Annotated in this window: 10 protein-coding genes and 1 pseudogene; 6 read left to right on the forward strand and 5 right to left on the reverse strand. The window is 70.3% G+C overall.

All coding sequences use genetic code 11. The features are described from left to right. Positions 1-26: 26 nt before the first annotated feature. The 3 genes and pseudogenes from ABZ823_RS26175 to ABZ823_RS26185 form a co-directional block, all read right to left on the reverse strand. A pseudogene (locus tag ABZ823_RS26175) lies at positions 27-590 on the reverse strand (FMN reductase); the annotation flags it as partial. Next, on the reverse strand, positions 587-1,693 hold the full coding sequence (locus tag ABZ823_RS26180) for an LLM class flavin-dependent oxidoreductase (RefSeq protein ID WP_361665234.1): 1,107 nt from the start codon (positions 1,691-1,693) through the stop codon (positions 587-589). The gene ABZ823_RS26180 and the pseudogene ABZ823_RS26175, both read right to left, overlap by 4 nt. Positions 1,694-2,529: 836 nt before the next feature. After that, positions 2,530-2,982: a hypothetical protein gene (locus ABZ823_RS26185; RefSeq protein WP_361665135.1), complete on the reverse strand. Its 453-nt coding sequence runs from the start codon at positions 2,980-2,982 to the stop codon at positions 2,530-2,532. A 174-nt stretch (positions 2,983-3,156) separates the two neighbouring features. Between ABZ823_RS26185 and ABZ823_RS26190 the strand changes: the two genes are divergently transcribed. Both ABZ823_RS26190 and ABZ823_RS26195 read left to right on the forward strand, forming a co-directional pair. Next, positions 3,157-3,492, forward strand: coding sequence for a YnfA family protein (locus ABZ823_RS26190; protein WP_361665138.1), 336 nt, complete (start codon positions 3,157-3,159; stop codon positions 3,490-3,492). A gap of 116 nt (positions 3,493-3,608) precedes the next feature. Next, positions 3,609-4,385 (forward strand): SDR family NAD(P)-dependent oxidoreductase, encoded by a 777-nt coding sequence (locus tag ABZ823_RS26195; RefSeq protein WP_361665141.1) that lies wholly within the window; start codon positions 3,609-3,611, stop codon positions 4,383-4,385. 69 nt (positions 4,386-4,454) lie between these two features. Here the strand turns inward: ABZ823_RS26195 and ABZ823_RS26200 are convergent, their stop codons facing one another. Beyond that, complete coding sequence (locus ABZ823_RS26200) at positions 4,455-5,648, reverse strand: RtcB family protein (protein ID WP_361665144.1); 1,194 nt, start codon at positions 5,646-5,648, stop codon at positions 4,455-4,457. A 193-nt stretch (positions 5,649-5,841) separates the two neighbouring features. On the opposite strand from ABZ823_RS26200, the gene ABZ823_RS26205 reads away from it, so the two are divergent. The 3 genes from ABZ823_RS26205 to ABZ823_RS26215 all read left to right on the forward strand — a co-directional run bounded on the left by ABZ823_RS26205 (position 5,842) and on the right by ABZ823_RS26215 (position 9,269). Beyond that, positions 5,842-6,684, forward strand: coding sequence for a DUF3558 domain-containing protein (locus ABZ823_RS26205; protein ID WP_361665147.1), 843 nt, complete (start codon positions 5,842-5,844; stop codon positions 6,682-6,684). Positions 6,685-6,809: 125 nt separating this feature from the next. Beyond that, positions 6,810-7,760, forward strand: coding sequence for a DUF3558 domain-containing protein (locus tag ABZ823_RS26210; protein WP_361665150.1), 951 nt, complete (start codon positions 6,810-6,812; stop codon positions 7,758-7,760). A 177-nt stretch (positions 7,761-7,937) separates the two neighbouring features. Beyond that, a complete protein-coding gene (locus tag ABZ823_RS26215) occupies positions 7,938-9,269 on the forward strand; it encodes a DUF2637 domain-containing protein (RefSeq protein ID WP_361665237.1) in 1,332 nt (443 codons plus the stop codon). A 90-nt stretch (positions 9,270-9,359) separates the two neighbouring features. On the opposite strand, the gene lysS is transcribed toward ABZ823_RS26215, so the two are convergent. Continuing rightward, on the reverse strand, positions 9,360-11,102 hold the full coding sequence (gene lysS / locus ABZ823_RS26220) for a lysine--tRNA ligase (protein WP_361665153.1): 1,743 nt from the start codon (positions 11,100-11,102) through the stop codon (positions 9,360-9,362). Between the two features lie 252 nt (positions 11,103-11,354). On the opposite strand from lysS, the gene argS reads away from it, so the two are divergent. After that, entirely contained in the window at positions 11,355-13,127 is a 1,773-nt protein-coding gene (argS, locus tag ABZ823_RS26225; protein ID WP_361665156.1) for an arginine--tRNA ligase, read from the forward strand. Positions 13,128-13,195 lie beyond the last annotated feature (68 nt).

Consider the following 13,195-nt stretch of genomic DNA (forward strand, 5'->3'; position numbering starts at 1 on the left):
GCCTCCCGCACCACCGGCCCAACGGACTCCGCCCCGGCCCCGGCAGCCTCCGCCGCCAAGCCGCCCCGCTCCCGCAGGGCCCCAGCGCGCATCAGCAGAACCAGTTCGCCCGCGGCTCGTTCGATCCGCTCGGGCAGGCCCTCCGCGCCCCAGTCCTCCGAGGCCGCGTAGACACCGGTCGGGGCGACCACGGCCCGCAGGTAGGAGAAGAGCGGACGCAGGGCGTGGTCCAGCACCAGCGAGTGCCGGGCGCTGCCCCCGGTCGCCGCCACCAGGACCGGCGTGCCCGCCAGCGCGTCCTTGTCGAGCACGTCGAAGAAGGACTTGAACAGTCCGCTGTACGACGCCGAGAACACCGGTGTGACCACGATCAGCCCGTCGGCCTCGGTCACGGCCTCCAGGGCGGCGGCGAGCGCGCGCCCCGGGAAGCCGTTGGTGAGGTTGTGCGCGATCTCCACGGCGAGGTCGCGCAGCTCGACCACCTGGACGTCGACGGGAGCCTGCCGCTCCACGGCGGCGGCCAGCCGGTCGGCCAGCAGCCGAGTGGAGGACGGGACGCTCAGTCCCGCCGAGATCACGACGAGTTTCATGCGGCGGTCGCCTCCTCGGCGGCCTTCGGCTGCTGCGCGGCGGCGAGCAGCGACTGGTGGGTGGGCGCCTCCGGCGCGGTGGCCGGACGGCCCTTCGCGAACTCCTTGCGCAGCACCGGCACGACCTCCTCGCCGAGCATGTCGAGCTGCTCGAGCACGGTCTTCAGCGGGAGTCCGGCGTGGTCCATCAGGAACAGCTGGCGCTGGTAGTCACCGGCGTACTCGCGGAAGCTCAGCGTCTTCTCGATCACCTGCTGCGGCGAGCCGACGGTCAGCGGGGTCTGGTCGGTGAAGTCCTCCAGGGAGGGGCCGTGACCGTAGACAGGCGCGTTGTCGAAGTACGGCCGGAACTCGCGCACCGCGTCCTGGGAGTTCTTCCGCATGAACACCTGTCCGCCCAGGCCGACGACCGCCTGCTCCGGCGTCCCGTGCCCGTAGTGGGCGTACCGGGTCCGGTAGAACTCGACCATCCGCTTGGTGTGGTCGGCCGGCCAGAAGATGTTGTTGTGGAAGAAGCCGTCACCGTAGTACGCGGCCTGCTCGGCGATTTCCGGGGAGCGGATGGAGCCGTGCCAGACGAACGGCGGCACGCCGTCCAGCGGTCGCGGGGTGGAGGTGAAGCCCTGGAGCGGGGTGCGGAACTTGCCTTCCCAGTCCACCACGTCCTCGCGCCACAGCCGGCGCAGCAGGGCGTAGTTCTCGATGGCGAGGTTGATGCCCTCGCGGATGTCCTGCCCGAACCAGGGGTAGACCGGTCCGGTGTTGCCGCGCCCCATCATCAGGTCCACCCGGCCGTCCGCGAGGTGCTGGAGCATCGCGTAGTCCTCGGCGATCTTCACCGGGTCGTTGGTGGTGATCAGCGTGGTGGAGGTGGACAGGATCAGCTTCTCGGTCTTGGCCGCCACGTAGCCGAGCATCGTGGTCGGGGAGGACGGCACGAAGGGCGGGTTGTGGTGCTCGCCGGTCGCGAAGACGTCGAGACCGACCTCCTCGGCCTTGAGCGCGATCGCGACGATGGCCTTGATCCGCTCGCGCTCGGTCGGGGTACGGCCCGTGGTCGGGTCCGGGGTGACGTCACCGACGCTGAAGATCCCGAACTGCATGTCGCTCACACCCTCCAGGTTGTTTACGATTCAACTATAGCCCCCAACGGCACCACCCCTCCAGGTATTCCGCACCCCCGCGGCCCCCGGCAGGGACCGCCCACCAGGCCGGATGACCGGAACGGGACCATCGGAGCGCTACGCCCGCAACGGGACGGCCGGAGCAGGACAACCGGCAGACGATGGCCGGGATCGGGAGGACCGAAGTGTGACGACCGGCAGGCGATGGCCGGGACCGGGAGGACCGAAGTGTGACGACCGGCAGGCGATGGCCGGGATCGGTGAGCATGAGGTCGCCCTTACGATCGAGGCCGCCCGCATGCCGGGCGGCTACCGAGGCCACGGTGAAGACCCCGGGCGGGCACGGAGGCCACCGGAGCGCCGCGCAGAGTGTGCTCGTGTCGCGCCGGGTGCGGCGGGTGGTCGACGGCCGGACGACGGGGGGAGGGCTGCCCCTGTCACGGACGAAACCGCTGCGGGTGCCTGCCGAACCAGGTCCGGCCCGTCAGAGGGAGCCGGCACAACGCCTCGGCTTCGCGCCGGGCACGGTCACCGAGACAATCGACGACCCGTAACGGGACGGTCTCGTCACGCGCTCGCCGGACCCCGCCGATGGGCGAGCGAAACTCGTCGATCTCACGGACACGGGCAGAACGCACTCTCCGCGGCCGACCGCGCGGGCCAACAGGTCTCCGAGAGATCCCTTGGCTCGCCGTACCGCCCCGCCTCGACGCTCCCCCTGGAACGCGACGGCATCGTCGGCCGGACCGCCACCCCGTCCGTGCCGGTCCCGCGTCGACTACGCGCTCATCCTCCTGACAACGCCCGGGCCGCACTCAGAAGGCGTACCGGTCCCCCGTGCCCAGGGCCAGCACCTGCTGGGTGCCCGGGGTGCGGTCCACCGCGCCGCTCCACAGGGAGTCGATCTCCAGCCGCACCTCGTCGGCCGACGTGTCGGCAAGTCGCACCCTCAGATGGATCTCCCTGCCCTCGGCCAGGGGGGCGATCGCCCCCATACGGCACAGCACCGTGCTCTCGTCTTCCCGCGCACAGGCTCCCGGCAACAACTGCTCCTTCGCCAGCGGCTTGGACCAGCGCAGCCGCACGGTGGCGTCCTCGACGCCGGACGTCGCCTGGTTCCACGGGGTGAGCCGTACGTTGACCTCGCCGCGGCCCATGGTCACGTACCCGTGATAGGCGAGGTCGGCCTCGGCACCCAGAGCGACGGCGGGCAGGGCCGCACCCACCACCAGGGCGGCGCCCAGCGCGCCGGCAATCCGCTTTCTCATCGTCACTTTCCTCCGTGTCAGCCCGGACATCACCGCATGTATCCCACGTGCGGCGGGCTCCAGGCACCGCCGGGCAGGTGACCCGCACGCCGGGACGGGGACCAGGGCCGACGGCGGCCGACGAAAGCCGGCGGCCGACGAAAGCCGACGAAGGCCTCATGCGAAGGTGGCCGCATGCTCATCCTCCGTTCCGCCGCGCTCTTCGTCGTCGCCGCGCTCTTCGAGATCGGCGGCGCCTGGCTCGTCTGGCAGGGCGTGCGCGAACACCGCGGCTGGCTGTGGATCGGCACGGGCGTCATGGCGCTCGGCGTCTACGGTTTCGTCGCCACTCTCCAGCCGGACGCGCACTTCGGCCGTGTTCTCGCCGCGTACGGCGGTGTCTTCGTGGCCGGTTCCCTCGCCTGGGGCATGGTGGCGGACGGCTACCGCCCGGACCGCTGGGACGTCACCGGCGCCCTGATCTGCCTCGTGGGGATGGCCGTCATCATGTGGGCACCCCGGGGGCACTGATCACCCCTCGGGCCCTCCGGCCCGCCGTCTGCCCCGCGACCTATCCTTGGCGCACGGCGCCCGCACGACCGTGTGCCGCACCGCAGCTTCGAGCCCGCCGTCCGAGGAGCCTCGCCATGACCGCCGCAGCACCCTCCGCCGCCTCCCGTATCGCCGTCGTCACGGGCGCGAGCAGCGGTATCGGCGCCGCGACGGCCCGGCAGCTCGCGGCCGCAGGTTACCGGGTGGTCCTCACCGCCCGCCGCAAGGACCGTATCGAGGCGCTCGCGGAGGAGCTGACCGTGGCGGGCCACTCGGCCACGGCCTACGCGCTGGACGTCACGGACCGGGCGGCGGTCGACGAGTTCGCGACGGCCTTCCGGACGATCGGTGTCCTGGTGAACAACGCGGGCGGCGCGCTCGGCGCCGACCCGGTCGCCACCGGCGACCCCGGGGACTGGCGCCGGATGTACGAGACGAACGTCCTCGGCACCCTGAACGTCACCCAGGCCCTGCTTCCCGCGCTGACCGCGAGCGGCGACGGCACCGTGGTGGTCGTCTCCTCCACCGCGGGCCACGGCACCTACGAGGGCGGCGCCGGCTATGTCGCCGCCAAGCACGCCGAGCACGTCCTCGCCGAGACCCTCCGCCTGGAGATCGTCGGCACGCCGGTGCGGGTGATCGAGATCGCCCCCGGCATGGTGAGGACGGACGAGTTCGCGCTGACCCGCTTCGGCGGCGACACGTCGAAGGCCGCGAAGGTGTACGAGGGCGTCGCCGAACCCCTGACGGCGGACGACGTGGCCGACACGATCACCTGGGCGGTCACCCGCCCCAGCCATGTCAACGTCGACCTCCTGGTGGTCCGCCCCCGGGCCCAGGCGTCCAACACCAAGGTCCACCGGGAACTGTGACGACCGGCCCGGACCACACCGCGGGGAACGCGAACGCCCGTGCCCCCGCCTGGAGAAGAGCCTCTCGCGTCAGCCCTTCACACAGACGATCTGCTTCAGCTTCGCCACGACCTGCACGAGGTCGCTCTGCTGCTCGATGACCTGCTCGATGGGCTTGTACGCGCCCGGGATCTCGTCCACGACACCGGAGTCCTTGCGGCACTCCACACCGCGCGTCTGCTCCTCCAGGTCCTTCGGAGTGAAGCGACGCTTGGCCGCGTTGCGGCTCATGCGCCGACCCGCGCCGTGCGACGCCGAGTTGAAGGACTTCTCGTTGCCGAGGCCCTTCACGATGTACGAACCGGTGCCCATGGAACCCGGGATGATGCCGTACTCCCCGGCCCTGGCGCTGATCGCGCCCTTGCGCGTGACGAGCAAATCCACGCCCTCGTACCGTTCCTCGCTCACGTAGTTGTGGTGACACGAGATCTCGGGCTCGAAGGTCGGCTTGGCCTTCTTGAACTCCCTCCGGATCACTTCCTTCAGAAGCGTCATCATCAGTGTCCGGTTGTACTTCGCGTATTCCTGTGCCCAGTAGAGGTCGTTGCGGTAGGCCCCCATCTGAGGAGTGTCCGCGACGAAGACCGCCAGGTCGCGGTCGATCAGACCCTGGTTGTGGGGAAGCCCCTGGGCCACGCCGATGTGGTGTTCGGCCAGCTCCTTGCCGATGTTCCGCGAGCCGGAGTGGAGCATCAGCCAGACCGAGCCGTCGTCGTCCAGGCACACCTCCAGGAAGTGGTTTCCGGATCCGAGCGTTCCCATCTGCTTTTCCGCGCGGTCGTGCCGGAACCTGACCGCCTCCGCCACCCCGTCGAACCGGCCCCAGAAGTCGTCCCACCCGGCGGTGGCCACCCCGTGGAACCGCCCCGGGTCGACCGGCGCGTCGTGCATCCCGCGGCCCACCGGAATCGCCTGCTCGATCTTCGAGCGCAGACGGGAGAGATCGCCGGGGAGGTCGTTCGCCGTCACCGACGTCTTCACGGCCGACATTCCGCAGCCGATGTCCACCCCCACCGCCGCCGGGCACACCGCGTCCCGCATCGCGATGACCGAGCCGACCGTCGCGCCCTTGCCGTAGTGGACGTCCGGCATCACCGCGAGGCCCTCGATCCACGGCAGCGTCGCCACGTTCTGCAACTGCTGCATCGCGGAGCCCTCGACCGTCGCCGGGTCCGTCCACATACGGATCGGGACCTTGGCACCCGGCACCTCTACGTACGACATACCAGCCTCTTTCCCCCGAACAGGTACATAAGTCTCTGATCGCAAAACCGGGGCCAAGGTCGACGTATAGGACAACGGACCGGCGTCCACGGCAGCGCGTGCGATACACATTGTCTCCAGGGCGCCGCCCCGGGCGGCAACCCATTAACCAGCGGGCTCCCACGCCCACGGAACCGTCGAGAGGGGCCTCACCGTGCAGCGGAAGGCGTACGTACCGGGCGCCGCCGTGCTCCTCGCGGCACTGCTGACCGCCTGCAGCTCGGGCTCCGGCGGCGGCGGTGCGGCGGAGGACTCCAAGGCGGGCGAGTCGACCGCGAGCGCCGCCACCGCCCAGCCCGGCAAGTACCGCACCCTCTCCGACGCCTGCGGCGTGGTGAACCACGGCACCCTCGACTCGCTCCTGCCGGGCATCCGGCAGATCGCGGACCAGACCCAGCGCGACACCGTCTACCAGGGCGAGGCCACGCTGACCTACAACAACGACCGCCGCTCCGGCTGCCGCTGGAAGGCGGAGTCGGCCGCGGCCACGGACCATCTGTTCGTCGACTTCGAGCGGGTGGTGTCGTACGACAACAGGGTCAGCGACGACGACCGCGCCCATGAGGTCTACGCCTCCAGGGAGCAGGCCGCGGACCTCCCCGAGGCGGGACCCGGTTCCGGTGCCGGTTCCGGTTCGGCGTCCCCTTCCGGCTCCGCATCCGGCTCGGCGGACAGCGGCGCATCCTCGAGCGCCGGCGCGACCCCCTCGTCCTCCCCCTCCTCCTCCACGTCCGCCTCCGGAAGCCCGTCCGCCGACGCGACCGAGACCCAACTCCAGCCCCGCACACTCGACGGCCTGGCCGACGAGGCGTTCCTCGACGACCAGCTGAGCAACTCCCAGCAGCGCACGGTGACTGTGGTGTTCCGCACGTCCAACGTGATCGTGACCATCCAGTACGACGAGCAGCCGGCCGCCGCCGGAAGTGCCCCGAGCAGCGAGGACATGCAGGACAAGGCCCGGAAACTGGCCCAGCAGCTGGCGGGTTCCCTCGGCTGAGACCCCCCTCGCTCCCTCCCCCGCCGGGGAACCGAACCTCGCACCGCATGCGTCCCCACCGCGTACCGTGGCCCCTCGGACCCGATCCGACCGCACGACCCACGAGCGTCATGAGTGAAGGAACCATGCACCGACCTGCACAGCGAAACCAACGAGAGCAGTACGAACAGGACGTTCAGGGCGACCGGCGGCCGAGCCGGTCCGGTACGCGCCTGCGCCGCGTCCTCGTCTGCGCGGCGGCCGTTCCGGCGGTGCTCGTTGCCGCGGGCTGCTCCTCGGATTCCGGTTCGGGCTCGGGCGGCGACGCCAAGCAGCAGGCGCAGAAGCAGCAGACCGCGGATGCGAAGCCTTCACAGAGCGCCTCGCCGGACGCGGTGAAGCCGGCCGCCTACGCGACGCTGCCGAAGCCGTGTGCGGTGCTGTCCGCGAAGACCCTGGGCGATCTCGTGCCGAAGGGGGCCAAGTCCGGCAAGCAGGGCACGTCGGACGACGCGGCCACCCGTTCGAGCTGCTCGTGGAGCAGCCTCCAGAACAACGGCGTCAAGGGCTCCCAGTTCCGCTGGCTGAACGTCTCCCTGCTGCGCTTCGAGTCGGACGCCGCCCGCGGCGACGGCAACAAGCTCGCACAGGAGTACTACGGCAAGCAGGTGCGGGAAGCGCAGTCCGTGGAGGGCGCGAAGAACACCAAGTCGGAGCCGCTCCCCGGGACGGGCGACGAGGCGACGGCGGTGCGCTACGACCTGAAGAAGAAGGAAGGCGCCTTCAAGCAGGAGACGATCGTGGCGCGGGTGGAGAACGTCGTCATCACCCTCGACTACAACGGCGCCGGCCTGGCCGGCGAAAGGACGCCGGACCCGGACGACCTGGCGAAGGCGGCCGAGAAGGCCGTCAAGGAGACGTTGTCCGCGGTGGCGGCGGCCAACCACGACGGCGCCGGGGCGGGCTCGTCCCCGGCGCAGGGCGCTTCCAAGAGCGCCTCGCCGTCGAAGCCGGCGTCCTCCTCCCCGTCGAAGGGCGCGTCCGCGAGCCCGTCGAAGAAGGCGTCCCCGTCCGCGTCGGCCTCCGAGAAAAGCTGACCCGGCCAGGGGCCAACTCCGCGCGTCACCAGGAGAATCGAGGGAGTCCGGTCCCGTGTGGACCGGGCTCCCTTCGCACCGGTCGCCCGTGCGCCGCATGTGTGTGCCACCCTGTTGCGCGCAACAACACGCAACGGGAGGGGAATACAGGTGGCCGCGCCACTGCAGCTGACACGGATGCACCGGATTCTCATAGGCGTGGTCGTCACCGGTGCCGTCATCATCGCCGGGATCGGCTTCGCGGGTTCGTACGCGGCCGTCCGCGCACTGGCCCTCAAGAAGGGCTTCGGGAACTTCAGTTATGTCTTCCCGGTCGGCATCGACGCGGGCATCTGCGTCCTGCTGGCCCTGGACCTGCTGCTGACCTGGATCCGCATCCCCTTCCCGCTGCTGCGCCAGACGGCGTGGCTGCTGACGGCGGCGACGATCGCGTTCAACGGCGCCGCGGCCTGGCCGGACCCGCTGGGCGTGGGCATGCACGCGGTGATCCCCATGCTGTTCGTGGTCGCGGTCGAGGCGGCGCGCCACGCGATCGGCCGGATCGCGGACATCACGGCGGACAAGCACATGGAGGGCGTCCGGCTCACCCGCTGGCTGCTGTCGCCCCTTCCCACCTTCCTGCTGTGGCGCCGGATGAAGCTGTGGGAGCTGCGCTCCTACGACCAGGTCATCAAGCTGGAGCAGGAACGTCTCGTCTACCAGGCCCGTCTGCGTTCCCGTTTCGGCCGCGCCTGGCGCCGCAAGGCGCCCGTCGAGTCGCTGATGCCGCTGCGGCTCGCCCGCTACGGCGTACCGCTGGCGGAGACGGCTCCGGCGGGTCTGGCGGCGGCCGGCATAGAACCGGCGCTGATACCGCCGGCCCCGCAGGCGGTGACAGCCGACGGGGGCCGCCCTCGTGCCGGTGGGGCGGCGGCCGTCCCCCGGAACGCGGCTTCGGCCGGCGGGCCGCGTCCCCAGTTGGAGGGCGGCCCGGGCGGCCCGCAGGCGTATGTGCCGGACCCCGAGCAGAGCCCTTGGTTCACCACCCCGTCGCAGGTCGAGTACCACGGCGGCTACGACCCCGCGTACGAACCGGAGCCTTCCTACGAGCCCGAGGAAGAGCACTGGCAGTGGTACGAGGAGCAGCAGCCGCAGCAGTACCAGGGCCCGGGACAGCCTCAGCAGTTCCAGGCACAGGGCCCGGGACAGCCTCAGCAGTTCCAGGCCCCGGAGCCCGGCGGGCCACAGGAGCCCTCTCCTGAGGAGACCGGCAGCTTCCCCATCCCCGTCACCGGCAACCGGACCCGGGAGCTCGGCGAGGGCGGCGGCGCGCCGGACCCGGACGAGGAGTCGTACTACCAGGTCTTCAAGCAGTCGATCAACGGCAGCGGCTACCCGACCCCGCGCGAGTTCAGCGACAACGTCGAGGCGACGTACGGCGTCCCCGTCCCGGACGCCGACGCCAAGCGCATGGTGATGCGCTTCCAGAACCGCCACACCGCGGAACTGGAAGAGGACCACATCGCTTGACCCCGTAAGGCAACGTGGACACGTAAAGCAACGTGAACACGTGAAGCGAGAGGCCCCCGTACGCGAACGTACGGGGGCCTCTCGCCGGGTTCACTCCCCGAGCAGCTTCCGCACCCGGTCCTGTCCCACCGCGAGCAGCAGGGTGGGCAGCCGCGGGCCGGTGTCACGGCCGACGAGCAGGTGGTAGAGGAGCGCGAAGAACGACCGCTGGGCGGTCTTGATCTCCGGGGGCAGCTCCCTGGGGGTCGCGTCGGCGGGGAACCCGGCCTGGACCTTGGGCACGCCGTACACGAGGTGGGTGAGCCCGTCCAGCGACCAGTGCTCCTCGAGACCGTCGAGCAGCAGCCGCAGCGACTGCTGCGCCTGCTCGTCGAGGGACTTGAGCAGCTCGACGTCCGGCTCGTCGCGGACGACGGTGCGCTGGTCCGCCGGGACCTGGGTGTTGATCCAGGCCTCGGCCCTGTCGTACCGCGGCCGGACCTCGTCGAGCGAGCCGAGCGGGTTGGCCGGGTCGAGGTCGGACAGGATCCGCAGCGCCTGGTCCTGGTGGCCGGCGGTGATGTCGGCGACGGAGGCGAGGGTGCGGTAGGGCAGCGGGCGCGGGGTGCCCGGCAGCTCACCGGCGGCGGTGCCGACCGCGCGGGTGTACGCGGCCACGTCACCCGGCAGGGCCGAACCGTCGGCGACCTTGCCCACCAGCTTGTCCCACTCGTCGTAGAGCCGCTGGATCTCCTGGTCGAAGGCGATCTTGAAGGACTGGTTGGGCCTGCGGCGGGCGTAGAGCCAGCGCAGCAGCTGGGGCTCCATGATCTGGAGCGCGTCGGCAGGGGTGGGGACCCCGCCCTTGCTGCTGGACATCTTGGCCATGCCGCTGATGCCCACGAAGGCGTACATCGGACCGATGGGCTGCTTGCCGCCGAAGATCCCGACGATCTGCCCGCCGACCTGGAAGCTGGAGCCCGGGGAGGAGTGGTCGACACCGGAGGGCTCGAAGACGACGCCCTCGTAGGCCCAGCGCATGGGCCAGTCGACCTTCCAGACCAGCTTGCCGCGGTTGAACTCGCTCAGCCGCACCGTCTCGGAGAATCCGCAGGCCGAGCACGAGTACGTCATCTCGGTGGAGTCGTCGTCGTACGCCGTGACGGTGGTGAAGTCCCTGCCGCACCGGCCGCAGTAGGGCTTGTACGGGAAGTACCCGGCGGAGCCGGAGCTGCCGTCGTCCTCGGCGGCGGCGCCGGAGCCCTCCTCGGCATCCAGCTCGGCCTCGTCGACGGGCTTCTGCTGCTTCTTCGCGGCGGCCTTCGGCTTGGTCCGGTACTGGGCGAGGACCGCGTCGATCTCCCCCCGGTGCTTCATCGCGAAGAGGACCTGCTCGCGGTAGACGCCGGAGGTGTACTGCTCCGTCTGGCTGATGCCGTCGTACTCGACGCCCAGCTCCGCCAGCGACGCGATCATCGCGGCCTTGAAGTGCTCCGCCCAGTTCGCGTACGCGGAGCCCTTCGGGGCGGGCACCGAGGTCAGCGGCTTGCCGATGTGCTCGGCCCAGGACTCGTCGACGCCCGGCACACCGAAGGGGACCTTGCGGTAGCGGTCGTAGTCGTCCCAGGAAAGGACGTGGCGCACCGTGTACCCGCGCCGCCGGATCTCGTCGGCGACGAGGTGGGGCGTCATGACCTCGCGCAGGTTGCCGAGGTGGATGGGCCCGGAGGGGGAGAGCCCGGAGGCGACGACGACCGGTTTGCCCGGGGCCCGGCGCTCCGACTCCTCGATGACCTCATCCGCGAAACGGGAGACCCAGTCGGTGGTCTCGGTGCTCTGAGCCACGATCGGCACGTCCTCTTTTTTTCAGGGGTTCCTCAGGACCAGCCGCACGGTCACACGGCTGTCCGAACCATTGTCCCTGCCGGGACCGCATCCACGAAAACCGCTTTTCAAGCTCTCACCCGCGCGTCGCCGCACGCGCAGGGCCGCAAGGCATCGCACGCGTGTCTCCGCCCGCGCGCGACCGCATACGGAAAACCGCTTTACCCCCATGGGATACTGGCTCCATCTATCCGTACGCACGAGGAGAACGGCACCCACCTCATGGCCTCGGTCACGTCGCTCACCGCCTCCGTCCACCAGCGCCTCGCGAACGCCCTGTCGGCCACCCTGCCGGAGGCCGCCGCGGACCCGCTGCTGCGACGAAGCGACCGGGCCGACTACCAGGCCAACGGGATCCTGGCGCTCGCGAAGAAGACCAAGGCGAACCCGCGGGAGCTGGCGACCCAGGTCGTCTCCCATGTCGTCACCGGTGACGTGATCAAGGATGTCGAGGTCTCCGGACCCGGCTTCCTCAACATCACGGTCACCGACCGGGCGATCACCGAGAACCTCGCCGCCCGCGCCGCCGACCCCGAGGGCCGCCTCGGCGTGCCGTTCGCGGAGAACCCGGGCACCACGGTCATCGACTACGCCCAGCCGAACGTGGCGAAGGAGATGCACGTCGGCCATCTGCGCTCCGCGGTGATCGGCGACTCCGTGGTCAAGCTCCTGGAGTTCACCGGCGAGACGGTGGTCCGCCGTCATCACATCGGCGACTGGGGCACCCAGTTCGGCATGCTCATCCAGTACCTGGACGAGCACCCGCACGAGCTGGACCACAAGGCCGACACCGGGGACACCGCCGCCTCCGGCGAGGAGGCGATGTCGAACCTCGACCGCCTCTACAAGACGGCCCGCAGGCTCTTCGACTCCGACGAGGAGTTCAAGACGCGTGCCCGCCGCCGGGTGGTCGACCTCCAGGCCGGCGACCCGCGCACGCTTCAGATGTGGCAGAAGTTCGTCGACGAGTCGAAGATCTACTTCTTCTCCGTCTTCGAGAAGCTGGACATGGAGATCCGCGACGCGGACATCGTCGGCGAGTCGGGCTACAACGACATGCTCGAGGAGACGTGCCGCCTCCTGGAGGATTCCGGCGTGGCGGTCCGCTCCGAAGGCGCCCTCTGCGTCTTCTTCGACGACATCAAGGGCCCGGACGGCAAACCGGTCCCGCTGATCGTCCAGAAGTCCGACGGCGGCTACGGCTACGCGGCGACGGACCTCTCCGCGATCCGCGACCGCGTCTTCAACCTCAAGGCGAACTCGATCATCTACGTCGTGGACGCCCGCCAGTCGCTGCACTTCAAGATGGTCTTCGAGACCGCGCGGCGGGCAGGCTGGCTGAACGACGACGTGAAGGCGTACCAGCTCGCCTTCGGCACGGTCCTCGGCAAGGACGGCAAGCCGTTCAAGACCCGTGAGGGCGAGACCGTCCGTCTGGTCGACCTCCTGGACGAGGCGATCGAGCGCGCCTCCGCCGTCGTACGGGAGAAGGCGCAGGAGCTGTCCGAGGAGGAGATCGCCGAGCGTGGTGCCCAGGTGGGCATCGGCGCCGTGAAGTACGCGGACCTGTCGACGTCGGCGAACCGCGACTACAAGTTCGACCTGGACCAGATGGTGTCGCTGAACGGCGACACTTCCGTGTACCTCCAGTACGCGTACGCCCGTATCCAGTCGATCCTGCGCAAGGCCGGCGAGGTGCGCCCGTCCGCGCACCCGGAGCTGGCCCTGACGGACGCGGAGCGGGCCCTGGCCCTGCACGTGGACCAGTTCGCGGATACGGTCGCGGAGGCCGCCGCGGAGTACGCCCCGCACAAGCTGGCCGCGTACCTCTACCAGCTGGCCTCGCTGTACACCTCGTTCTACGACAAGTGCCCGGTCCTGAAGGCCGAGACGCCCGCGCAGGTCGAGAACCGTCTCCTCCTGTGCGACGTCACGGCCCGCACCCTCCACGAGGGCATGGCCCTGCTGGGCATCAGGACGCCCGAGCGGCTCTGACCCCCGCTGTGTGACTCCGCGCGACTCTTTGTGACGCGGCCCGCCGGACACCTCCGGCGGGCCGCGTT

It is taken from the genome of Streptomyces sp. NPDC047079 (genome assembly GCF_040643755.1).
Lineage (GTDB): Bacteria > Actinomycetota > Actinomycetes > Streptomycetales > Streptomycetaceae > Streptomyces.

What these genes read in the sequence shown, in the direction of transcription:
- ABZ823_RS26180 (WP_361665234.1), bottom strand. Translation starts at nt 1,693, where the DNA reads ATGCAGTTCGGGATCTTCAGCGTCGGTGACGTCACCCCGGACCCGACC.
- ABZ823_RS26185 (WP_361665135.1), bottom strand. Translation starts at nt 2,982, where the DNA reads ATGAGAAAGCGGATTGCCGGCGCGCTGGGCGCCGCCCTGGTGGTGGGT.
- ABZ823_RS26195 (WP_361665141.1), top strand. Translation starts at nt 3,609, where the DNA reads ATGACCGCCGCAGCACCCTCCGCCGCCTCCCGTATCGCCGTCGTCACG.
- ABZ823_RS26190 (WP_361665138.1), top strand. Translation starts at nt 3,157, where the DNA reads ATGCTCATCCTCCGTTCCGCCGCGCTCTTCGTCGTCGCCGCGCTCTTC.
- ABZ823_RS26215 (WP_361665237.1), top strand. Translation starts at nt 7,938, where the DNA reads ATGCACCGGATTCTCATAGGCGTGGTCGTCACCGGTGCCGTCATCATC.
- ABZ823_RS26210 (WP_361665150.1), top strand. Translation starts at nt 6,810, where the DNA reads ATGCACCGACCTGCACAGCGAAACCAACGAGAGCAGTACGAACAGGAC.
- ABZ823_RS26200 (WP_361665144.1), bottom strand. Translation starts at nt 5,648, where the DNA reads ATGTCGTACGTAGAGGTGCCGGGTGCCAAGGTCCCGATCCGTATGTGG.
- argS (WP_361665156.1), top strand. Translation starts at nt 11,355, where the DNA reads ATGGCCTCGGTCACGTCGCTCACCGCCTCCGTCCACCAGCGCCTCGCG.